Origin of the sequence: Klebsiella sp. JB_Kp031 (genome assembly GCF_040064295.1) — a bacterium.
GTDB classification, from domain to species: Bacteria; Pseudomonadota; Gammaproteobacteria; order Enterobacterales; family Enterobacteriaceae; genus Klebsiella; species Klebsiella quasipneumoniae.
The window spans coordinates 35,559-58,263 of record NZ_JBEAJW010000026.1; the positions used below are offsets into that span (position 1 = coordinate 35,559).

Below are 22,705 nucleotides of genomic sequence, written 5' to 3' on the forward strand. Positions count from 1 at the left end.
CGCAGGGTTAATCGTCTGCGGCCTCCAGCCGGGCAAAGCCGCCGTGGCCCTGCCAGTCTGCCAGCTGCTGGTACACCCGGGCAACGGCCTCTTTCACCGGCTGGGTCATCGGATAATAAAAACCGACGATATCCGGCTGAATGCCGAGGAAGATCACCTCGCCGACGTCCTCTTTCAGCTGATCGACCAGATAGTTGAGCGGCATGTTATGGGTGGTCATCATAAACATCTCGGCGATGTCGTCGGGGTCGATGACGCGAATGTCGCCGGGGTTAAGGCCCATGTCGGTGGCATCAACAATCAGCAGGCGTTCGGGGCGTAATTCACGGATCGCCACGATGTCGTTTTCCGGCGCGCTGCCGCCGTCGATGACCACCCACTGGCCGGCCGGGTTCGCCGCGCACATCTCCGCCAGCAACGGTCCGGCGCCGTCGTCGCCCATCATACTGTTGCCAACACAGAGTAAAACGTTAGTCACGTAATCTCCTCACCATCAGATAGATGGCGCTCTCCTGGTGAATATCATGCAGCATGCTGAGCATCGCTTTGCTCCACGCCTGCTGCTGCGGGGTCTGCGTGGACTGCGCTTTATCAAAGGCGTTGGCCAGCATTGCCACGTGGCTGCTGTCGATGACGATCTCGCCATACTTCGGCACCCCCTCCATTTTGCGCCGCGCGGCGCTGCCGGCCTCAAGGGTGGCGATCCACGCCAGATACGCCTCCCACGGGCAGCTCAGCGCCGCCTCAAGACAGTCGATAACGCCGAGGTGGTGGCCAATCGCCAGGCTGTAATAGACCACCTGCTGCGCCTGATCCGGCGTGGCGTCGTTCTCATCAATAAATTTACGGCTCAGCTGACTGAACACCACCGTCTCGCTCATCGGATACGCGCCCCCTCGACCACCTGGTTGAGATGGGTGACGATCTCGGTCAGACGCGGATCTTTCTCCGCCTCCAGCCAGCGCAGCACCTGGCTGTCGCCCTGGCCGAGCAGGCGCATATAGTCGTCAGCAATCTGCCGGCCATAGCGATAGCCCGCCAGACGCCGCGCTTCGCGGTCGATGCGCACCCGCAGGGGTTGCACCATATCGGCGTGCAGCAGCTCGGTCGGCTGTTCGTCAAGCTCGCCCGGCAGGCGGGCGTGAATTTTCTGCTCCAGCAGGCCGAGGGCCATGGCGAAGCCGTACAGGGTGGCGGCGGGCGTCGGCGGGCAGCCCGGAATATAGACATCGACCGGTACGATTTTATCGGTACCGCCCCAGACGCAGTACAGGTCGTGGAAGATGCCGCCGCTGTTGCCGCAGGCGCCGTAGGAGATACAGATCTTCGGATCCGGCGCCGACTGCCAGGCGCGCAGCGCCGGGGAGCGCATCGCGCGGGTCACCGCCCCGGTAAACAGCAGGATATCGGCATGGCGCGGCGAAGGCACAACCTTAATCCCGAAGCGTTCAGCGTCGAACAGCGGCGAAAGGGTGGCGAAGATTTCGATTTCGCAGCCGTTACAGCCGCCGCAGTCGACGCGATAAACGTAGGCGGAACGTTTGATTTTCTTCAGCAGCGAGGCCTTCATGCTGGCGATGGATTCATCCACCGTCATCGGCACCGGAATGCCGTTTTCATCGCGCGGGCCAAGTAAAGTGCTCATCAGCTGGCCTCCCTTATGTGGCGGGTCAGTTCAATACGATCGGACGGCACCAGACATTTCTGGCGCTTGCATTCCGGGCAGGTTTCGAAACTTTCGCGGTGCAGCTCGGCGCGGGTATCGCCGTTATGCTTGAGCAGCGCGATGGCGTAGTCGATCTCCTTTTGCACCGCGAACGGCCGCTGGCACTCCCGGCAGTGGCAGATAGCGAAGCGCGACTGCTGAAGGAAATCCTCTTTCTTCCACACCGCCAGCTCATACTCCGGCGACAGCTTAATCGCCGCCGTCGGACAGACCTCTTCGCAGCGGCCGCAGAAGATGCAGCGCCCGAGGTTGAACTGCCACGCCAGCTGGTTAGTGGCCAGATCGGTCTCGACCGTCAGGGCGTTCGATGGGCAGGCATTCACGCAGGCCGCGCAGCCGATACACTGCTGCGGGTTATGCTCCGGCTTGCCGCGGAAGTTTTTATCTACCGGCATCGGCTCCAGCGGGTAGGCGTGCGTCGCGGTGCCGGTCTTAATGACTTTTTTAATAAAGGTAAACATGGCGATTCCTTATTTCAGCGGCGAGTTTTTACGCTCGATGCTATAGCGCTCCAGCTCTTTGTACGGCACCACTTTGCTCTTCTTCTTGCGTACATCGACCACGGTCATGCGGTCGGTACAGGAGTAGCACGGGTCGAGGCTGCCGATGATCAGCGGCGCATCGGAAACGGTGTTGCCGCGCAGCATGTAGCGGAGGGTCGGCCAGTTGGCGTAGGTCGCCGCCCGGCAGCGCCAGCGGTACAGTTTTTGGTTGTCGCCGGTCATGCTCCAGTGGATATCGTCGCCGCGCGGCGCCTCGGAGAAGCCCAGCGCGAAGCGGTGCGGGATATAGGTGAACCCTTCCACCATCAGCGGACCGCCGGGCAGGTTATCGAGACCGTAATCAATCATGTTCAGCGCGGTATAAACCTCGTTGATCCGCACCTTGAGGCGGGATATCACGTCGCAGCCCTGCTCGCTGTGAACCTCCATCGGCAGCAGGCCGTAACCGACGAACGGATGGTCGGCGCGGGTATCGCGGGCGTGGCCGCTGGCGCGCACCATCGGGCCAACGTTACTGAAGTCGCGGGCGATTTCCGGGTCCAGCCGGCCAATGCCGACGGTGCGCTGCTCCATGTTCGGGGTGCTGAGCAGCATATCCACCAGCTCCTGCACATCGCGACGCATCTGCTGCGCCAGCTGACGGGTCTGGATCATGTCCTCTTTCAGCAGGTCGCGGCGGATCCCGCCGATCAGGTTCAGACCGTAGGTTTTACGCGCGCCGGTGAGGATCTCCGCCATCTTCATCGAGGTTTCGCGCACGCGGAAGAACTGCATAAAGCCTGAGTCGAAGCCGGTGAAGTGGCAGGCCAGACCAAGGTTCAGAAGGTGCGAGTGCAGGCGTTCCACCTCCAGCAGAATGGCGCGGATCATCTGCGCCCGCTCCGGCACCACGATGCCCATCGCGTTCTCCACCGAAGTGGTATAAGCGGTACTGTGGGCGAAGCCGCAGATGCCGCACACGCGGTCAGACAGGAAAGTCACTTCGTTATAACCCATGCGGGTTTCCGCCAGTTTCTCCATGCCGCGGTGGACATAGAACAGACGGTAATCGGCATCGATAATGTTCTCACCGTCAACGAACAGGCGGAAGTGGCCGGGCTCATCGGAAGTGACGTGCAGCGGGCCGATCGGCACCACGTTGTTTTTCTTACTGCCGAGCTCGTTGATGAACTCGTAGGTTTCGGCGTCGGTGGTCGGCGCCGGACGCTGGCGGTAGTCCATGCTGTCTTTACGCAGCGGATAGAGTTCGTCCGGCCAGTCGTCCGGCAGCACCAGCCGGCGTTCGTCCGGCAGGCCGACCGGCACCAGGCCGTACATGTCGCGTACTTCGCGCTCGCCCCACACCGCCGCCGGCACGCGCGGCGTCACCGACGGGTATTCCGGTTTGTTGGCGTCCACTTCCACGCGCACGGTGATCCAGCATTTGGTGCCCTGCTCCATCGACAGTACGTAATAGACCGCGTAGTGGCCGTTCAGCTTACGTTCATCGTTGCCGAACAGCACCGACAGCCAGCCGCCCTGCTGGTAGTAGAGAAACTCCACCACTTCCGGCAGGTAATTGACCTTCACGGTGATGGTTAACTGGTCTTTGGTCTGCCAGGCTTCGTCCAGCACCACGCCCGGAAAGGCCTGGTGCAGCGCCGCAAGATAGTGTTGACCGATTTTTTCTTCAGACATGCTCAAACTCTCTTAAATCACGCCACCAGCAAGGAGACGAAGGCTAAAAAGGCAAAACCAAACCCGGCCCAGGTGACGCGGGAGGTGGCACAAAAACGCAGACGCGCCATGCTGTTCTCGAACAGCGCGATGATCAGCACGCCCACCACCAGCTTGACGACGGCCACCACCAGCGCCAGCAGCAGGCCGCCGACGCTGAAGCTGGTCATCTGGCCCCACGGGAAAAAGACCCCGACAAACATCTGCAGCACCACCAGCTGTTTGAGGCTGATGCCCCACTTCAGGATGCCAAAGCCGCTACCGCTGTACTCGGAAAGCGGCCCCTCCTGCAGCTCCTGCTCCGCTTCCGCCAGATCGAACGGCAGTTTGCCCATCTCGATAAAGGTGGCGAAGGCGCAGGCGCACAGCGCCAGAATCAAGGGAATGCTGCGCGCTGCCGGCCAGTGATAAAGGGTATCGGTAATGGTGCTGATGTGCGTCGAGCCGGCGACCTGTGCGGCGACCCACAGACCCAGCAGCAGGATCGGCTCCACCAGCACGCCGAGCATCGCTTCGCGGCTGCTGCCCAGCGCGGTAAATGGGCTGCCGGTGTCCAGACCGGAAATCGCGAAGAAGAAACGGGCGATGGCGAACAGGTAGATCAGGGTGATGAGATCCCCAAGCACCGGCAGCGGAGAGTCCACCGTCACCACCGGCAAGGCGGTGGCGATGGTCAGCATCACGCCCACCATGACGTACGGCGTCAGGCGGAACACCCAGCCCGAGGCGTCGGGACCGACGCTCTGGCGGCCCAGCAGTTTCAGGATATCCCGATACTCCTGCAGCACGCCCGGACCGCGGCGGTTATGCAGCCGCGCGCGGGCGACGCGAACGATCCCGGATAACAGCGGCGCGACGGCAAACAGCGCCAGCGCCTGTAGCAATGCAATTAACAAACTCATTCTCAGGCTCCTCGCGAAATGACAATCACCACCAGCACCGCCAGCTCAACCAGCGCCATTCCGCGCAGCAGCGCTGGCGCCGAGGCCGATTGCCAGCCCGGCACCAGACGCACCGGATTCAGCCAGTGACGCAGCTTCAGCAGCGGCGCAAAGGCCTCTTTCACCGGCATGACGAAACCGTGGGCAGTGACCACCATCGACTGTTCGTGATCGTAGCCGCAGACCCAGGCCGCGCCGCGCGAGCGCGCCGCCAGGCGATCGCCTTTAAAGAAGATCATCAACAAGAACGGCAGCAGCGGGCAGGCGATAAGCAGCAGCGCGATCATCGGCTGCGACACCACGCTCGACACCTGGGCCTGCAGCGGGAAGGCACCGCTCACCAGCGGCAGCAGCCACGGCGCGGCGATGCCGCCAACGAGGCAGAAGACCGCCGCCATGACCACGCTCAGGGTCATCAGCCAGGGGGCGCAGGTGGCGTTTTCCGCTTCTTTGCTCCGCGGCGCGCCGAGGAAGGTGACGCCATAGACTTTGGCCATACACATCACCGCCAGCGCGCCGGTGATCGCCAGACCGACCGCCAGCAGCGGCCCCAGCAGACGGCCAATAAACAGGTCGCTGGTGCTCATTTTGAAGAAGGACTGGTAGATAACCCACTCGCCGGCGAAGCCGTTCAGCGGTGGCAGGGCCGCCATCGCCATCAGCCCCACCAGCATGGCGAGGGAGATCAGCGGCATTTTTTTACCGATGCCGCCCAGCTTCTCGATATCGCGATGGCCGGTGCGGAACCACACCGCCCCGGCGCCGAGGAACAGCGTAGTTTTGAACAGGCTGTGGTTAATCAGGTGATACATGCCACCGATGAAACCCAGCACCATCAGCGTGCTGTTGCGGGTGGCCACGCCGGTGACGAAGGCGCCCAGCCCCAGCAGGATAATGCCGATGTTCTCCAGGGTGTGATAGGCCAGCAGGCGCTGAATGTTATGTTCCATCAACGCATACAGCCCGCCGATAAAGGCGGTGATCATCCCCAGCACCAGCAGCATCACGCCCCACCACAGCGGCGGCACGCCGCCGGCCAGCGAAACGGTTAACATGCCGTACAGACCGACCTTCATGACCACAGTGGAAAACAGCGCGGCGGCCGGCGCGCTGGCCCCGGCGTGCGCCTGCGGCGCCCAGCCGTGCAGCGGGATAGCCCCCGCCAGCAGGGCGAACCCCGCCAGCCCCGGCAGCCACAGCAGCGGGCTCTGCATCATATCCACTGCCTGAAGATTGATCTGCGCCAGCTCGAGGGTGCCGTAGGTCGACCACACCAGCCAGCAGGTCCAGGCCATCAGCAACGTGCCGAGACGACCCAGAGCAAACCACAGCTTGCCGGAGGCGGCGCAGCCGGTGAGAAACGCCGCGCAGAGCGCCATGATCTCCGCCATCACCACCAGCGAGCCGATATTGGTCACCACCACCGCACAGGTGGCGGCGGCCAGCAGCAGGTTGACCAGCAGGCCGTTGGCCTTCACCTGCGGGTGGCGATGCCAGCTAATGTTAAACAGCGACACCGGCAGCGCCGACAGGCCAATGGCCAGCAGCCACAGGGCGTTCACGCCGCCCACCCGCATCGTCAGATGGAGAAACTGCAGCATGCCGCCGTGGATCCGATCCGGCATCAACAGCGCGGCGCCGCCGGCAACCACCAGCATGGCGCTGGCCACCGCGCCGCCGATCCCGGCAATGGCGCCGCTGAGCGGTTTACGCATGGCAAACACAAAGGCCAGCACGGCGCTGGCGGCGTACCATGTCACCGCCTGATTGACTAATCCAATTACACTCATTCCCTCTCCCCCTGTTGCGCCTGGAACAGCGACAAGTCGCCAAGGTCGGTATTAAAGGTCAGCTGGCGTTTACGCTTGCTGGCCAGGGCGATATCACGGCTATCCACCAGCATCAGCGCTTTGGTCGGACAGGTCCGCACGCAGGCCGGACCCTGGTCATCGAAGTGGCAGAGGTCGCATTTCACGGCAATGGCGCGCACCCCAGGCACCCAGTCGAGCAGCGAGCTGACGCGGGCCGGCGCCGGCGGCGCGGGGGGCGCCAGTCGGGTATTGGCATTGGCCGGAATATCCAGCGGACGGCTGCCAGAAAATTCGATCGCGCCAAACGGGCAGGCGATGCCGCACAGTTTGCAGCTTACGCACAGGCTCTCGTTGAGCTGGACAGCGCCATCGACGCGCTGGATGGCGTTAACCGGACAGACAGCGGCGCAGGGGGCGTCTTCGCAGTGGTGGCACATCTGCGGTGCCGATTCTTTTTCATTACGCATCACCTGCAGCCGCGGCATCGCCTGCAGGCCATGCTGGCGATGCGTTTCAGAGCAGGCGGCTTCGCAGGTGCGGCAGCCGATACAGACAGTGGAGTCAGCAATTACAAAACGGTTCACCGGGTCATCCTCGGGTGAAAGTCACTTTTGACGAAATCAGGTTGCGCAGGTGTCATTTTCGACACATGTCGACACCTTGCGATCAGTGGGTCAGGGCCAGATGGCTTAAGTCCACCGGTTGGTCTTGCTCCATGGCGTCGTACAGACGGTCATAGACGGTGGCGATAATCGCCAGATAGTGCTCCAGCACCTGATCGCGGGAGCGGTTGCTGATCCGCCCGTCCACCGTGCCATCCGCGGCGAGCGTGGCCTGAGCAATCAGATACTTATCACCGCCGCCTTTGTTTTCGACGTAGTATTCGATGGTGTGGCTGTTGAAGCCTTCCGCCAGGGCGACGAACACCTGAAAATGGCCGAACAGCACGAAGCACAGCTCTTTGTCCGGCGCGCAGCTCATCGCGTGATGCAGGCGGGCTTTCGACAGGGTGATCCCCTGAACCAGCGAGTTACAGTAGATATGCCACTGCTCCTGCTGCTGCCGGTGACGGTCGGCGATGTAATCCGCCTTTTCACTTATTTCCCAAATAGTCATATCGGTTTCTCCGTAGCATGAGATGCACCGTTTAAGCATTTTCCGTGCCACATTTTATTTATTTGATTTAATTATTTTTTTATATTTATCTCCTGCCGACGCGACATGTCGATGACAGCCCCGGCGCGTCGTCATCGACATTTCCCACCGCCATGAGTCTGTTCTGGCATCGTTATTGCATAAAAGGCGCATCGCGATACGGAGGCGACTATGCACGAAATCACCCTCAGCCAGCGGGCGCTGGAAATTATTGAACAACAGGCGCAGCAGGCCGGCGCGCGGCGGGTGACCGGCGTGTGGCTTAAGGTCGGGGCATTTTCCTGCGTCGAAGCCAGCGCCCTGACCTTCTGCTTTGAGCTGGTCTGCCGCGGCACGCTGGCGGAGGGGTGTGAACTGCATATCGCCGAACAACAGGCTGAATGCTGGTGCGAACGCTGTCAGCAGTACGTCCATCTTGTCTCGCAGCACGTCCGCCGCTGCCCGCACTGCAATAACGACCAGCTACAGATCGTGGCGGATGACGGCTTACAGATTCAGCGTTTAGAATTGGAGTAAATTATGTGTACGACATGCGGCTGTGGCGAAGGCAACCTCTATATTGAAGGAGACGAACGAAACCCGCATTCCGCGTTCCGCAGCGCCCCCTTCGCGCCCGCCCCACGCCAGACGATGACCATCACCGGCGTCAAAACTGACCACTTCGCCCCCACCCGCACGACAGAGGGCGATCTGCATTACGGCCATGGCGAAGCGGGGACTCACGCCCCGGGCCAGAGCCAGCGGCGGATGCTGGAAGTGGAAATCGACGTGCTGGATAAAAACAACCGCCTGGCGGCGCGCAACCGCGCGCGCTTTGCGGCAAAGCAGCAGCTGGTGCTGAATCTGGTTTCCAGCCCCGGCTCCGGCAAAACCACCCTGCTCACCGAAACCCTCACCCGGCTGAAAGGGCGTGCCGACTGCGCGGTGATCGAAGGCGACCAGCAAACGGTCAATGACGCCGCCCGCATTCGCGCCACCGGCACTCCGGCGATCCAGGTCAACACCGGGAAAGGCTGCCATCTCGACGCCCAGATGATCGCCGACGCCGCCCCGCGCCTGCCGCTTGCTGACCACGGCATTCTGTTTATTGAAAACGTCGGCAACCTGGTCTGCCCGGCGAGCTTTGATCTCGGCGAACGCCATAAGGTGGCGGTGCTGTCGGTCACCGAAGGCGAAGACAAGCCGCTGAAGTATCCGCATATGTTCGCCGCCGCCAGCCTGATGCTGCTCAACAAGGTCGACCTGCTGCCGTATCTCAATTTCGACGTCGGTAAATGCCTGGCCTGCGCCCGCGAGGTCAATCCGCATATTGAAATTATCCTCCTCTCCGCCACCAGCGGCGAAGGCATGGACCAGTGGCTCACCTGGCTGGAGACGCAACGATGTGCATAGGCATTCCGGGACAAATTTGCGCCATCGACGGCGTGCTGGCGAAGGTGGAAGTCTGTGGCATTCAGCGCGACGTTGACCTGACGCTGGTGGGCGCCGTTGACGACCAGGGTCAGCCGCGTCTCGGCCAGTGGGTGCTGGTGCACGTCGGGTTCGCCATGAGCGTGATTAATGAAGACGAAGCGCGCGATACTCTCGAGGCGCTGCAAAATATGTTTGACGTGGAGCCGGACGTCGGCGCCCTGCTGTACGGCGAGGAGCGATAATGCGTTACGTTGACGAATACCGCGCCCCCGAGCAGGTCATGCAGCTGGTGGCCCATCTTCAGCAGCGTGCCCATCTGCTGCCGCACACCGCGCAGCGTCCGCTGCGCATTATGGAGGTCTGCGGCGGCCATACCCATGCCATATTTAAGTTCGGTCTCGACCAGCTGTTGCCGGAGAATATTGAATTTATTCATGGGCCCGGCTGCCCGGTGTGCGTCCTGCCGATGGGGCGCATCGACGCCTGCATTGAGATTGCCAGCCGCCCGGGGGTGATCTTCTGTACCTTCGGCGACGCCATGCGCGTGCCGGGCAAAAACGGCTCACTGCTGCAGGCGAAAGCCAGCGGCGCCGATGTTCGCATCGTTTACTCGCCGATGGACGCCCTGCGGCTGGCGCAGCAAAACCCGCAGCGTGAGGTGGTCTTTTTCGGTCTTGGTTTCGAAACCACCATGCCCGCCACCGCCCTCACCCTGCGTCAGGCGCGGGAGCGCAACGTCGAAAACTTCTTCTTTTTCTGTCAGCACATCACCCTGCTGCCGACCCTGCGCAGTCTGCTGGATCAGCCGGACAACGGTATCGACGCCTTTCTCGCCCCCGGCCACGTCAGTATGGTGATCGGCACCGAAGCCTACGGCTTTATCGCCAGCAACTATCATCGCCCGTTAGTGGTCGCCGGTTTCGAACCGCTTGATCTACTGCAAGGCGCGGTGATGCTGGTTGAGCAGACAATAGCGCAGCGTAGCGAAGTGGAAAATCAGTACCGTCGCGTGGTGCCGGATGCCGGCAACCCGCTGGCGCAGGCGGCGATGGCCGACGTGTTTTGCCTTGATGGCGACAGCGAATGGCGCGGTCTGGGGGTCATCAGCGACTCCGGCGTGCGCCTCACGCCGGCCTATCAGCGCTTCGATGCCGAGGCCCATTTCCGCCCGGCGCCGCAGCGCGTGTGCGACGACCCGCGCGCCCGCTGCGGCGAGGTGTTGACCGGTCGCTGTAAACCGCACCAGTGCCCGCTCTTCGCCAGCACCTGCAATCCGCAAAGCGCCTTTGGCGCGCTGATGGTCTCCTCGGAAGGGGCCTGCGCCGCCTGGTATCAATATCGCAGTCAGGAATATGAAGCATGAAAAGCGTCCAGTTAGCCCACGGTAGCGGCGGTCAGGCAATGCAGCAGCTGATCGGCGACCTGTTTATGCAGGCTTTCGCCAACCCCTGGCTGGCGGAGCAGGAGGATCAGGCGCGCCTCGATCTGGCGGCGCTTGCCGCTCAGGGGGATCGCCTCGCCTTCTCCACCGACAGCTATGTGATTGACCCGCTGTTCTTTCCCGGCGGCAATATCGGCAAGCTGGCCGTCTGCGGTACCGCCAACGACGTGGCGGTCAGCGGCGCCATCCCGCGCTATCTCTCCTGCGGGTTTATTCTCGAAGAGGGGCTGGAGATGACTACCCTGGAAGCGGTGGTCGCCAGCATGGCCGATACCGCTCGGGCGGCAGGGATCGCCATCGTCACCGGCGATACCAAAGTGGTGCCGCGCGGCGCGGCGGATAAGCTGTTTATCAACACCGCCGGCATCGGCGCCATCCCGGCGGACGTTCGCTGGGGGACGCAGCAGATCAGCGCCGGCGATGTGCTGCTGGTCAGCGGCACGCTGGGGGATCATGGCGCCACCATCCTTAATCTGCGTGAGCAGATGGGGCTCGACGGCGCGCTGTCCAGCGACTGCGCGGTGCTGACGCCGCTGATCCAAACCCTGCGGCCGCTGCGCGGCGTAAAAGCCCTGCGCGACGCCACCCGCGGCGGCGTCAACGCCGTCGCCCATGAGTTCGCCGTCGCCAGCGGCTGCGGCATTGAACTGCACGAGGCGAAGCTGCCGGTCAACGACACCGTGCGCGGGGTCTGCGAGCTGCTCGGGCTGGACGCCCTGAACTTCGCCAATGAAGGCAAGCTGGTGATCGCCGTCGCCCGCGAAGAAGCGGAAAATGTGCTGACGCATCTACGGTCTCACGCCCTGGGATGCGAGGCGGCGATAATCGGCGAGGTGGTCGCCCGACCGGGCGTGCGTTCCGTCGGGCTGTACGGCGTGAAGCGGACGCTCGATCTTCCCCACGCCGAGCCGCTGCCGAGAATTTGTTAACGACGGCGTCGGGGCCCGGATAGCGGCTGGCGCCTTATCCGGCTACAAAACTCCGCGCACTTGTAGCCCGGCGAAGCGCAGCGTAAGCCGGGAAAAGCCAGCATGAGTATCCCGCCCAAACCAGCGGGCGCCCACGGATGGGTTAACGGCGGTCACAACCGCCTTATTAACATACTATTATTTGTACCATCATTTTCTTATGCGCCGCGTTGCCGGCGCGTTTTGGATGTAAGCCATGTCGTATACACCGATGAGCGATCTCGGCCAGCAGGGTCTGTTTGATATCACCCGGCTTTTATTACAGCAGCCCGATCTGGCTGCGCTGAGCGAAACCCTGACCCGCCTGGTGCAACAGTCCGCGCTGGCCGACGAAGCGGCCATTATCCTGTGGAACGCAGGCAACCACCGCGCGGCCAGATACGCCTGCGATGAGGCAGGCCAGCCGGTGAGCTACGAAGATGAAACCGTGCTCGCCCACGGCCCTGTACGCCGCTTACTCTCCCGGCCGGATGCCCTGCATTGCGATCATGAGACCTTTGCCGACACCTGGCCGCAGCTTATCCGCAGCGGGATCTATCGCCCGTTCGGGTACTACTCGCTGCTGCCGCTGGCGGCCGACGGGCGGATCTTCGGCGGTTGCGAATTTCTGCGTCGTGACAACCGGCCATGGAGCGAGAAAGAGTTCCAGCGGCTGCATACCTTTGCGCAGATCGTCGCCGTGGTCACCGAGCAGATTCAGAACCGGGTCAGCAACAACGTCGATTACGATCTGCTGTGCCACGAGCGCGACAACTTTCGCATCCTGGTGGCGATCACCAACGCGGTCCTCTCGCGTCTGGATATCGACGAGCTGGTCAGCGAGGTGGCGAAAGAGATCCATCGCTACTTCCGGATCGATGCCATCAGCGTAGTGCTGCGCAGCAACCGCAAAGGGAAGCTCAACATCTATTCCACCCACTATCTTGACGCCAGCCATCCGGTTCACGACCAGAGCGAGGTGGATGAAGCCGGCACCCTCACCGAGCGGGTGTTCAAAAGCAAAGAGATGCTGCTGCTTAACCTGCACGAGCATGACACTCTCGCGCCGTACGAGAAAATGCTCTTCGAGATGTGGGGCAACAAGATCCAGACCCTGTGCCTGCTGCCGCTGATGTCCGGCAACACCCTGCTCGGCGTGCTGAAGCTGGCGCAGTGCGACGAACAGGTGTTTACCACCACCAATCTCAAGCTGCTGCGGCAGATCGCCGAGCGGGTGTCGATCGCTATCGATAACGCCCTCGCCTACCGCGAAATTCAGCGCCTGAAAGAGCGACTGGTGGATGAGAACCTCGCCCTCACCGAGCAGCTCAACAATGTCGAGAGCGAATTCGGGGAGATCATCGGCCGCAGCGAGGCGATGAACAATGTGCTCAAGCAGGTCGAGATGGTGGCTCACAGCGACAGCACCGTGCTGATCCTCGGCGAAACCGGCACCGGTAAAGAGCTTATCGCCCGCGCCATTCATAACCTCAGCGGACGAAACAGTCGGCGGATGGTGAAGATGAACTGCGCCGCGATGCCCGCCGGGCTGCTGGAGAGCGATCTGTTCGGCCACGAACGCGGCGCGTTTACCGGGGCCAGCGCCCAGCGTATCGGCCGCTTCGAACTGGCGGACAAAAGCTCCCTGTTCCTTGATGAAGTGGGCGATATGCCGCTGGAGCTGCAGCCCAAGCTGCTGCGCGTCCTCCAGGAGCAGGAGTTCGAACGCCTGGGGAGCAACAAGCTGATCCAGACCGACGTCCGACTGATCGCCGCCACCAACCGCGATCTCAAGCAAATGGTTATCGACAGGGAATTCCGCAGCGATCTCTACTACCGGCTCAACGTGTTCCCGATCCACCTGCCGCCGCTGCGCGAGCGTCCCGACGACATCCCGCTGCTGGTGAAGGCGTTTACCTTCAAAATCGCCCGCCGCATGGGACGCAATATCGACAGCATCCCGGCGGAAACCCTGCGCACCCTGACGCGCATGGAGTGGCCGGGCAACGTGCGCGAGCTGGAAAACGTCATCGAACGGGCGGTCCTGCTGACCCGCGGCAACGTGCTGCAGCTCTCCCTGCCGGAGCGGGATATCGTCGAGCCTCCGCGGTCGCCAGAGGTCCTGCCTGAAGAAGGCGAAGATGAATATCAGCTGATCGTCCGGGTGCTGAAGGAGAGCAACGGCGTGGTGGCCGGGCCGAAGGGCGCCGCCCAGCGGCTGGGGCTGAAGCGCACCACGCTCCTGTCGCGCATGAAGCGGCTGGGCATTAATAAAGACGAACTGGTGTAGCCTCGCACGCTCCCTCTTTGCGCGCCGGCAGGAGGGAGCGCTGGCGCAGCGCGCTATTTGTCGCGGGTAAAACCGTTGCTGGTCGCCAGTTCGGCAAACCACAGCGCATTGCGTTTTATCTGTCGCTCGCCAGTCTCCAGATCCAGTCGCCAGAAGCCGTAGCGCCGTTTGAAGGCATTGATCCACGACCAGTTGTCGATAAACGTCCACTGATGCACCCCAAAGCAGTTCGCGCCGTCGGCAATAGCGCGGTGCAGCTGCACCAGATGCTCTTCCATCAGTTGAATGCGGAAAGTATCGTCTATGACCCCGTCCGCCGTGGGCTCTCCCTCTGATTGTCGATCCATCGCGATACCGATTTCCGCGAGATACCATTTAATATTGCCGTAGTTTTCACGAATATTGGCGGCAATGTCGTAAATAGCCTGCGGCAGGATCTCGTTGTTATCACGATAGGGGTTAAAGCGGCCCTGAGGGTTCACCGCGTTTTCGAAATAGTATTCCGGGGTGAAATAATCGAGGTCATATTCGCTCTCACGCGCTTTTACCCGCCGCGGCACGTAATAGTTCACCCCAAGAAAATCGATCTCCGCGCTGAGGATCAACGCCACGTCGTCTTTGCTGGTCGTCGGCAGGCAGTCGTGGGCGGCGAGGATCTCGCACAGCGCTTTAGGGAATTCATGTTTTACCAGCGGGTCAAGGAAGCTGCGGTTAAAAAACAGGTCGGCATACCAGGCGGCCTTTTTATCCGCGTCGCTGTCGGTGAGCGTATAGCTCGGAGTCAGGTTGAGCACCACGCCGATCTCGCCCGCCAGCGCCAGTTCACGATAAGCCGTTACCGCTTTGGCATGCGCCAGCATAATGTTAAACGCCACCTGCGCCGCCAGCCGGCCATCTTTCTTACACGGATAGTGGAAGTCGTACAGGTAGCCTCCCTCAACCGGTACAATCGGCTCGTTGAAGGTTATCCAGTATTTAACCTTATGGCCAAACAGGTTAAAGGCGGTGCGGGCAAAGCGGGCAAACAGCTCTGCTACGTGCGCCGATTCAAAGCCACCGTACTGTTTCTGCAGCACCTCCGGCATATCAAAATGGTAGAGATTGATCATCGGCTCAATGCCGTTGGCGATCATCTCATCAAGATAGGCGTGATAAAAACGCACCGCGTCCGGGTCCGGCGCCCCGGTTTCAAAATCCGCGATCAGTCGTGACCACTGAATCGAGGTTCGAAACGAGTTGAAGCCGGTCTGTTTCATCAGCGCCACGTCCTGCGGATACTGATGATAAGTATCACACACGGTTTGCGGCCCTACCTGTTGATAAAATCGCTCCGGCTGTTCAGCAAACCAGCTGTCCCAGATGGAACGATGGCGCTTATTGGTGACCCCTTCCGTTTGCGGGCCGGACGCCGCCGCCCCCCACAGAAACCCTTGCGGAAACTGATACTGCTGCATAACCTCTCCTTTCGAAAAAAGGCTGCGCCCGTCTGGCGCAGCCTGAGCGTACTACTCCGCGACCACTTCGATCGATTTAATAAACATATAGCCCCAGTCGCCGGCGAAGCGGCCGAAGTCAACCTGATTGCTCCCCGCTTTCAGCGTTACGGGTATCCGCAGCTGCTGGCCCTGCTCATCCGTCTGCGGGAAGGCCACGGCCTGCGGAGCGCCCCCGTTGACGACAAAGGAGTTCTGCTTGCCGCCCCATTTGCCGTTGAAGGTTACGTTGAGCTGGAACTGACCGCTCCACGGCGCCTGCACCTGCCAGCTGATCTTATCCCCCTCGCTGGCAAATGGGCCGAGAAAACCGTCCTCGCCAACTGCCAGCGCGTCTTTATCACTCTTCATTACCGTCAGGCGCCCCTCAGCCACGCCATAGACTTTGCCGTGATAACGACAGAAATCCGCCGGCGCCTTCCCCGTCGCCTCGCCCACCGTCACGGTCACGGTTTTGCTGCTTTTCAGCAGCCCATCGTCGGCAGTGAACGTCAGCGCATAGGTGCCTGGCGCCGTGAACCAGGCCCGGGTTTGCGGCCGATCGGCATGGCAGAAATGTACCTGTCCGTCGCCGGCGTGCTGCCAGCCCACTTTCACCTCTCGCGACGGCAGGCCATCGTCCTGCCAGTTGGCCGTAAGCTCGACGCCCTGGTCCTGAGTGGTAGTTAAGGCGGGTTCCAGCGTGATAGCCGGCGGCTGATTCACCTCACTATGCTTCACGCTAATCACATTGGAAGGGGCAGAACGACCGCTCTCGTTTTTCGCCGTCACCCGGTAGTAGTACGTCCGCCCGAGCTGAAGCTGACGATAATCGTCGCGGAACAGAACCATGGTTTCCGGGTTCCATTCGTTAACGCCATCGGATATATCCCGGCCCACCACCGTCCACGGCCCGGTCGGCGAGCCAGCGCGTTCGACATCGTAGCTACGTCCTACCGCGGCACCCATCCAGTTGATCGCGAAGGGCGAGGTGGTCTCGCGCAGCAGAGGCGCGTCCGGCTTCGGCAGCGGCGCCATCCTCTGCTGTCCGGCCATCTGCGCTGCGGCGGTGCGCACCAGATCGACCACCGCCTGCTCCTGGTTCGCTTCGCCTTCTTTTGCAAACCCCGGCAGGTGGTAGCTGTAGTGTCCGGTCGACTCCTTATGCCAGTAGAAGCCGCCGTCGTGACGATGGCCGCGGAAGCCCCAGATAAGCCCCCCGGCGGCTTGCGCCCCGTTGACCTCGCTGTGAACAATCGACTGCATAATGGCGTTCAGCTGATCCGCCGGCAGCAAGCCAAACTCGCCGACGAGATAGACTTTTTGCCCGCCGACGGCGCGTAGATCCTGCGTCACCTGCCCGGGATGGTTATTATCGGCGTTGGTGTAATAGTGATTGCTGACGATATCCACATTGGGGTCAGTCAACGCAAAGGAATTGATTTTCTTATAGGTGCCATCCATCACCAGCTGGTTGGGAGCCCACTTTTTAATCCACGCCGCGGTCTGCTGCAGAAAATCGGCATTGGTATCCTCCAGCTCGTTACCGGTCTCCCAGGCCATGATCGCCTTCTCATCAAAGTAGGCGCGGCCGGTGACGGTATTTGTCCGGGTGATGACCTGACGGATCACATCCAGATAGGCTTTGAAGGTCTTGCTATCGGTACGATAAAAGTCTTCCGCTTTTTCGTGGTAGAACGCCGCCAGCTGCTCGCGCCCGCCCCACCACCACCAGTGGTCGATAAAGGGCAGGATCAGACGCAATCCCTGTTTATCCGCTTCGGCAATCATGTTGTCATACACCCGCATGGCTTTCTCATTCAGCCGCGGCATGCCGTCCGCCGTTTCCGGCGCGAGAATATGGGTCTCGCGGCCGCAGGCCTTGTCAAACTCCTGCTGCACCGACAGCACGTAGACGCGTTGGGCTTTCGCCCCCGTTTGCACCATCGCCTGGATCCAGTTTTGCTGCTCCTGGGCCGTCGGCCATTTAAAGTATTGCCCCCAGCCGCGCGGGTCTGCCCTGCAGGGGCCGCGGGCGTCGTCTTCAATGCGGTGCAGCTCCGGCGCGTGGATCCCGGCGAAGCGAAACACCTTATCGCCATCCTTGAGAGCGGCGCCGTCGCGAGTGATAAAGTGTTCAAAATGCGAGCGCTCGGCGGCCAGCGCCCCGCCGGCCCCCAGCGCGGACAGCAGCCCCATTAGCAGCAGGTTTTTCATCGGCTTCATCGCTGTCTCTCCTTAGAACCAGACTTCGGCCTGTACGCCGAAGTTAACGGTGTCGGTTGAGCCACTGCGGGAATAACCGCCGGCGGTGATGGTATTGGTATCCCAGTTGTAGTTGCCGTCCAGCGCATCGGAGACACCTTTGTCCCACTTCGCGTAGGTGACGAAGAAACGCAGCTGCGGGCGCGCCCAGAAGCCGGAGTCAAAAGTCAGCGTTGGCGCAACGGTGACTTTGGTCAGGCCGCCTTTGCCTTTGCCGTTAACCCCTTTGTAGTTTTTGTCATCCAGGTATTCGTAGCCCAGCTCGTACTGCATGGCAAAGTTGCGGGTGATCTGATGATAGGGGCGGATACCGGCGACCCACATCGAGCGTCCCCAGCCATTGTCATCTTCCGTCCACCAGCGGTAGTTTTTATCCTTCTGCCAGAAGGCAAAGGTGGAGATTTCCAGGTCGCCCATCGAGGCCACGCTATCCAGCACCACCCGCCAGGACTGGGTGTTTTCCAGATTGGCCCAGCCCCAGCCGTTTTTACCCAGCGAGTCGCCCGCCGCCAGCCCTTTGCCGTACTGCAATGCGAGGCGGGAGTACCCCCCGGTGAGGCCATAAAAACCGTCAAAGTTATAAATACCGGTCACGCCATAGCCCTTTTCGGCGGAAGTCGGATGCTTTTCGTTACGGTTCATGTGGTGGCCGATCAGCTCCAGATCGAAGCCTGTCCCGGCGATCTTTTTCAGCCACAGGTTGAGGGAGTAATCATCCGGGTAGCCCTGATCTCCCTTATCCACCGGGTAGGCTTTGGTTTCATCGGTGGGCGAAAAGGCGTAGACCCCGGCGTCGAAGCGGGCGAAGCCCAGATCCATGTTATCGAAGCCGCCGCCGGTGCCATTGTATTGAATGTACTCCCAGTCAAACTGATGGCTGGAAGTGTTGGAGCTGCTGTAGCGCTTACCGGCCCAGAAGGTCATCTCCGGCGCAAAATCCAGATTGCTCAGCTCGGCGAACCCTTCACGAAACTGCACATCATGGCCATCGTCATCCTGACAGTTCCAGTCGGAGGTGCATTTCGACTGGTGAGTGAGGTTGGCCTGCACTTTCGCCACCACGCCGCTGTCCGCCGTCAGCGTTACGGTGGGGATCAGTTCGATCTTGGTGTCTTCTTCGTTGCCCAGTCGCCACTTGCCGTCCGGCATCAGGCCGACGGAGTCCGCGCGGTTGCCATCAGAATTGGCAAGGATCCCGGAGCGAATATAGCCATGCAGCGCAAAATCATACTTCGGATCGGCGCAGGCCAGGCTGCTGGTCCCGGCCAGCGAGAGGAGAGCCAGAGGTATTGAGTGTTTCAGCTTTATCATTATTTTTTTCCCACGTTATGTTTGTTAACACGAACCGATAACGGAGGGGAAATTTACGGATCAAAAATGGAAATGTACATCCACCAATGGAAAGCGCTTTCCATAATTGCCTATCTGGTTCACAAAATTCGCTCTGCGACGAATATATTCGTGAGACTGATCACATAAAATAACAAGAATACCGCCGGAAGCCGGCAGCAGAGCGGAAGAAAGAGAAAGTGAACAGGTGCCGTCGGGGGATAAGCCGCCGACGGCGAGGGGGTCAGCGTTCGGTTTCCGCGAGCTGGCGTTCGTACACTTTGAAGAAGGGGCGATAGAGCATCCAGGCGTTAAACATCGCGAACAGGCTCATGCACAAATTTTTCCAGCTGCCGTTCGCCGACCATGCCGCCCCCAGCGGGGAAGGCATCGACCATGGCAGCATCGCCACCGCGCGATCGAGGATGCCCAGCTGAGTTAAATACCATGCGATACAGGCATTTATCAGCGGAACAAAGAGAAACGGCAGTAAAAAAACCGGGTTCATGATTACCGGAAAACCAAACAGTATTGGCTCGTTGATATTAAACAGCGACGGCAGCAGGCCAATTTTTGCCACGCTTTTCAGCTGCCGCGAGCGGCTGCGCATCGCCATCAGCACCAGCGGCAAAGTGGAGCCAATACCGCCGATCAGCAGGTAAAAATCCCAGAACCCCTGCAGATAAATATGCGGCAGCGTTGGCGAACCCGCCGCCAGCGCCTGCTGATTTTCAAACAGATAGGTCATCCAGAAGGGGTTCATGATCCCGGTGACGATCAGCGCGCCATGGATACCGATAAACCAGAGTAAGTTACAGATAAATAAAGAGATAAGTACCGCCATCAGCGTGTCGGACGCCAGCACCAGCGGCCGCACCGCTTCGCTGATCAACTCCGGTACGATGCGTCCGGTGGTCTGCAGCAGTATGGCATTCATCACGCTTATCGACAGCATCACCACCAGCAGCGGGATCAGCAGTTGAAAGCCATTGCGGGTCATCAGCGGCACTTCATCAGGCAAGCGAATACACCAGCCTTTTTTGTAGAAAAAGCGAATTATCTCAATGGAATAGGTGCTGGATATCAGGGCGGTAAATATCCCCATACCGCCGAGATAAACATTGCTCACCGCAGTCTCGCGAAAGCCGATAAACAGCAGAAAAGCCAGACACCCGGTTAAACCGCAGAGCCGTTCCGGCAGACGGTACTGCTTGGCGAGACTGGCGCTGGCGCCGAAGGCGACAATCAGCGCCACCAGGCCAATGGTTAGCTGAAAGGTCGGCAGCAGGATAGGCCGCAGCAGCAAATAGACCTGGCCGAAACGCGAGGCGCCGTCGATGGAAACGGGCGGAAACAAAATGGGAACCAACAGGCTGCCAACAATCACAAAGGGCATCGCCAGCGCAAAGCTATCGCGCATCGCCGTAATGTGGTTGTTGCGCGTCAGAACATTCGCCAGCGGCGCCAGCCGCTGCTCGATGATGTCCACGGCCACATTCATTAACTGAATGTTCATACTCCTACCTTTGCGAATGGTTGTCTCGCCGGGATGATCGCCCACAACACCGGAAAGTGAAAGCCTGCCATAGGTGATCATGGTCACAATTAATAAATCCACAAACGGAAAGCGCTTTCCGTAATGCATCCGTTTTGACTATAGTCCGCACATCCAACCTCATCAGGAGCGGTACTTATGAAAAAAATTATGTTGTGTTGTTCGGCAGGCATGTCCACCAGCCTGCTGATGAAAAAAATGATTGCCGAAGCCGAACAGCGGGGCCTGCCGGTAGAGATCAACGCCTATGGCGTAGCGGAGTTCGCCGAACAGGTCGGCCATTACCAGGTGGTGCTGCTGGGGCCGCAGGTGAAATACATGCAACAGGATCTGCAAAAACAGGCGGATAAATACGGTATCCGCGTCGAACCCATCAATATGATGGACTACGGCATGCAAAAAGGCGCTGCAGTCCTCGATTTCGCCCTTTCCCTCATCGAAAACAAGAACTAAGGAAAGAACATGAGCTCTCTGTACGCTAAACTGATCGATGTGATCGAACGGCAGATCACGCCTATGGCGGGGGCGATCGGCCAGCAAAAATACGTCACCTCGATCCGCGACGGTTTTATTACCGCCCTGCCCTTTATGATCGTAGGCTCGTTTTTGCTGGTATTTATCTTTCCGCCGTTTTCTCCGGATACGACGTGGGGCTTTGCCCGCGCCTGGCTGCAATTTTCGCTCGATCATCGCGATGCGCTGATGCTGCCGTTCAACTTCAGCATGGGGGTGATGACCCTGTTCATTGCCGTCGGGATCGCCGCCAGCCTCGCCAAGCACCATCACCTGGACTCATTGACCGCCGGGATGCTGTCGCTGATGTCGTTTCTGCTGGTCGCCGCGCCGCTGAAAGATGGCCAGATCTCTACCGCCTACTTCTCCGGCCAGGGGATCTTTACCGCCATTCTGGTGGCTATCTATTCCACCGAGCTGTACGCCTTCCTCAAGCGGCATAACATCACCATTCGCCTGCCGCCGGAAGTGCCTGCCGGGGTAGCGCGCTCGTTCGAGATCCTGATCCCGGTGCTGGCGATCATCCTGACGCTACATCCGTTGAACCTGTTTATCGAGGCCCAGCTGGGGATGATCATTCCGGAAGCGATCATGTCGCTGGTGAAACCGCTGGTCGCAGCTTCCGATACGCTGCCGGCGATCCTGCTGTCAGTGCTGGTCTGTCAGGTACTGTGGTTCGCCGGGATCCACGGCGCGCTGATCGTCACCGGGATCATGAACCCGTTCTGGATGGCCAACCTGTCGGTCAATCAGGCGGCGATGGCCGCTGGCACCGCTATCCCGCACATCTATGTCCAGGGCTTCTGGGATCACTATCTGCTGATCGGCGGCGTCGGCTCAACCCTGCCGCTGGCGCTGATGCTGCTGCGCAGCAAGGCCGTGCATCTGCGGACGATTGGCCGGATGGGCGTGGTGCCGGGCGTATTTAACATCAACGAACCGATTCTGTTCGGCGCGCCGATCATCATGAACCCGCTGTTCTTCCTGCCGTTCGTGCTGGTGCCGATGGTCAACGCGACCCTGGCGTACTTTGCGCTGAAGCTGGACCTGGTCAGCCGCGTAGTGTCGATGACGCCGTGGACGACGCCGGCCCCTATCGGCGCCTCGTGGGCGGCGAACTGGAGCTTTAGCCCGGTGATCCTGTGCCTTATTTGTATGGCCACCGCCATGGTGATGTACCTGCCATTTCTCAAAGCTTACGAAAAACAGCTGCTGGCCCAGGAGCGTGAAAACGCCGTCGACCAGGCTGACAACGCGGCGCAAACCGCTTAACGCTAACGATTCAGAGGATAATCATGGAATTAGAAGAACAGGTGATGGGGATCATCATCAACGCCGGCCAGTCCCGTAGCCTGTGCTACGAAGCGCTGCACGCCGCTAAAGCGGGTGATTTCGCCACCGCCGACGCCAAAATGCAGGAAGCGGCGCACTATTCCCGCGAAGCTCACCTTGTGCAGACCCAGCTTATCGAAGCTGACGAAGGCGAGGGAAAAACCAAAATGACGCTGGTGATGGTCCATGCTCAGGATCACCTGATGACCTCCATTCTGGCGAAAGAGCTGATTGCCGAACTGATTGCGATTTACCGCGCGCAACCGCTTCACGCCTAGCGCCTTGCCCGGCCAGAC

The 22,705-nt window shown here is 60.3% G+C and carries 22 protein-coding genes; 9 read left to right on the forward strand and 13 right to left on the reverse strand.

Going from position 1 to position 22,705, the window contains the following annotated elements; all coding sequences use genetic code 11:
- Positions 1–7 precede the first annotated feature (7 nt).
- From hycI to hycA, 9 genes are all read right to left on the reverse strand, one after another.
- Positions 8–478 (reverse strand): hydrogenase maturation peptidase HycI, encoded by a 471-nt coding sequence (hycI, locus tag ABLV64_RS11145; protein ID WP_032456503.1) that lies wholly within the window; start codon positions 476–478, stop codon positions 8–10.
- Positions 471–881, reverse strand: a complete 411-nt coding sequence (locus ABLV64_RS11150) for a formate hydrogenlyase maturation HycH family protein (protein ID WP_004205651.1) — start codon at positions 879–881, stop codon at positions 471–473. Before ABLV64_RS11150 ends, hycI begins: the two co-directional genes overlap by 8 nt.
- Positions 878–1,645, reverse strand: coding sequence for an NADH-quinone oxidoreductase subunit B family protein (locus tag ABLV64_RS11155; protein WP_002914891.1), 768 nt, complete (start codon positions 1,643–1,645; stop codon positions 878–880). The genes ABLV64_RS11150 and ABLV64_RS11155 overlap by 4 nt, the downstream gene beginning before the upstream one ends.
- A complete protein-coding gene (locus ABLV64_RS11160; RefSeq protein WP_004205650.1) occupies positions 1,645–2,187 on the reverse strand; it encodes a formate hydrogenlyase complex iron-sulfur subunit in 543 nt (180 codons plus the stop codon). Before ABLV64_RS11160 ends, ABLV64_RS11155 begins: the two co-directional genes overlap by 1 nt.
- A 9-nt stretch (positions 2,188–2,196) precedes the next feature.
- Positions 2,197–3,906 (reverse strand): formate hydrogenlyase subunit HycE, encoded by a 1,710-nt coding sequence (hycE, locus tag ABLV64_RS11165; RefSeq protein WP_004205649.1) that lies wholly within the window; start codon positions 3,904–3,906, stop codon positions 2,197–2,199.
- Between the two features lie 17 nt (positions 3,907–3,923).
- Positions 3,924–4,847, reverse strand: coding sequence for a respiratory chain complex I subunit 1 family protein (locus ABLV64_RS11170; protein WP_004205648.1), 924 nt, complete (start codon positions 4,845–4,847; stop codon positions 3,924–3,926).
- 2 nt (positions 4,848–4,849) lie between these two features.
- On the reverse strand, positions 4,850–6,676 hold the full coding sequence (gene hycC / locus ABLV64_RS11175; RefSeq protein ID WP_348843260.1) for a formate hydrogenlyase subunit 3: 1,827 nt from the start codon (positions 6,674–6,676) through the stop codon (positions 4,850–4,852).
- The gene (locus ABLV64_RS11180; RefSeq protein ID WP_004205646.1) at positions 6,673–7,281 is read right to left on the reverse strand and encodes a 4Fe-4S dicluster domain-containing protein; all 609 of its coding nucleotides are present in this window, start codon (positions 7,279–7,281) and stop codon (positions 6,673–6,675) included. The genes hycC and ABLV64_RS11180 overlap by 4 nt, the downstream gene beginning before the upstream one ends.
- An 82-nt stretch (positions 7,282–7,363) precedes the next feature.
- Positions 7,364–7,813: a formate hydrogenlyase regulator HycA gene (gene hycA / locus ABLV64_RS11185; protein WP_004205645.1), complete on the reverse strand. Its 450-nt coding sequence runs from the start codon at positions 7,811–7,813 to the stop codon at positions 7,364–7,366.
- A gap of 210 nt (positions 7,814–8,023) precedes the next feature.
- Here hycA and hypA point away from each other — a divergent pair, with 210 nt between their 5' ends.
- The 6 genes from hypA to flhA all read left to right on the forward strand — a co-directional run bounded on the left by hypA (position 8,024) and on the right by flhA (position 13,943).
- Positions 8,024–8,368: a hydrogenase maturation nickel metallochaperone HypA gene (hypA, locus tag ABLV64_RS11190; RefSeq protein WP_004205644.1), complete on the forward strand. Its 345-nt coding sequence runs from the start codon at positions 8,024–8,026 to the stop codon at positions 8,366–8,368.
- A gap of 3 nt (positions 8,369–8,371) precedes the next feature.
- Complete coding sequence (gene hypB / locus ABLV64_RS11195) at positions 8,372–9,244, forward strand: hydrogenase nickel incorporation protein HypB (protein WP_017899634.1); 873 nt, start codon at positions 8,372–8,374, stop codon at positions 9,242–9,244.
- Positions 9,235–9,507: a HypC/HybG/HupF family hydrogenase formation chaperone gene (locus ABLV64_RS11200; RefSeq protein ID WP_043520714.1), complete on the forward strand. Its 273-nt coding sequence runs from the start codon at positions 9,235–9,237 to the stop codon at positions 9,505–9,507. Before hypB ends, ABLV64_RS11200 begins: the two co-directional genes overlap by 10 nt.
- A complete protein-coding gene (gene hypD, locus ABLV64_RS11205; RefSeq protein ID WP_048325494.1) occupies positions 9,507–10,628 on the forward strand; it encodes a hydrogenase formation protein HypD in 1,122 nt (373 codons plus the stop codon). The genes ABLV64_RS11200 and hypD overlap by 1 nt, the downstream gene beginning before the upstream one ends.
- Positions 10,625–11,635 carry a hydrogenase expression/formation protein HypE gene (hypE, locus tag ABLV64_RS11210; RefSeq protein WP_043520715.1) on the forward strand — a complete coding sequence of 337 codons (1,011 nt, stop codon included), beginning with the start codon at positions 10,625–10,627 and terminating at the stop codon, positions 11,633–11,635. Before hypD ends, hypE begins: the two co-directional genes overlap by 4 nt.
- Positions 11,636–11,870: 235 nt before the next feature.
- A complete protein-coding gene (flhA, locus tag ABLV64_RS11215; RefSeq protein WP_004205639.1) occupies positions 11,871–13,943 on the forward strand; it encodes a formate hydrogenlyase transcriptional activator FlhA in 2,073 nt (690 codons plus the stop codon).
- A gap of 53 nt (positions 13,944–13,996) precedes the next feature.
- Here the strand turns inward: flhA and ABLV64_RS11220 are convergent, their stop codons facing one another.
- The 4 genes from ABLV64_RS11220 to ABLV64_RS11235 all read right to left on the reverse strand — a co-directional run bounded on the left by ABLV64_RS11220 (position 13,997) and on the right by ABLV64_RS11235 (position 20,525).
- Positions 13,997–15,397, reverse strand: a complete 1,401-nt coding sequence (locus tag ABLV64_RS11220) for a glycoside hydrolase family 1 protein (RefSeq protein ID WP_100098393.1) — start codon at positions 15,395–15,397, stop codon at positions 13,997–13,999.
- A gap of 51 nt (positions 15,398–15,448) precedes the next feature.
- Positions 15,449–17,641 (reverse strand): CBM35 domain-containing protein, encoded by a 2,193-nt coding sequence (locus tag ABLV64_RS11225; protein ID WP_043520719.1) that lies wholly within the window; start codon positions 17,639–17,641, stop codon positions 15,449–15,451.
- A 12-nt stretch (positions 17,642–17,653) separates the two neighbouring features.
- Positions 17,654–18,991, reverse strand: coding sequence for a carbohydrate porin (locus tag ABLV64_RS11230; RefSeq protein WP_004205637.1), 1,338 nt, complete (start codon positions 18,989–18,991; stop codon positions 17,654–17,656).
- 262 nt (positions 18,992–19,253) lie between these two features.
- Positions 19,254–20,525 carry a PTS transporter subunit EIIC gene (locus ABLV64_RS11235; protein WP_101976227.1) on the reverse strand — a complete coding sequence of 424 codons (1,272 nt, stop codon included), beginning with the start codon at positions 20,523–20,525 and terminating at the stop codon, positions 19,254–19,256.
- Between the two features lie 177 nt (positions 20,526–20,702).
- Between ABLV64_RS11235 and ABLV64_RS11240 the strand changes: the two genes are divergently transcribed.
- From ABLV64_RS11240 to ABLV64_RS11250, 3 genes are read left to right on the forward strand one after another with little or no spacing between them, the layout of a single operon-like run.
- Entirely contained in the window at positions 20,703–21,017 is a 315-nt protein-coding gene (locus ABLV64_RS11240; protein ID WP_002914979.1) for a PTS sugar transporter subunit IIB, read from the forward strand.
- A gap of 9 nt (positions 21,018–21,026) precedes the next feature.
- The gene (locus ABLV64_RS11245; RefSeq protein WP_348843261.1) at positions 21,027–22,349 is read left to right on the forward strand and encodes a PTS sugar transporter subunit IIC; all 1,323 of its coding nucleotides are present in this window, start codon (positions 21,027–21,029) and stop codon (positions 22,347–22,349) included.
- A gap of 23 nt (positions 22,350–22,372) precedes the next feature.
- Positions 22,373–22,687 (forward strand): PTS lactose/cellobiose transporter subunit IIA, encoded by a 315-nt coding sequence (locus ABLV64_RS11250; RefSeq protein WP_002914983.1) that lies wholly within the window; start codon positions 22,373–22,375, stop codon positions 22,685–22,687.
- The last annotated feature ends 18 nt before the right edge of the window (positions 22,688–22,705 follow it).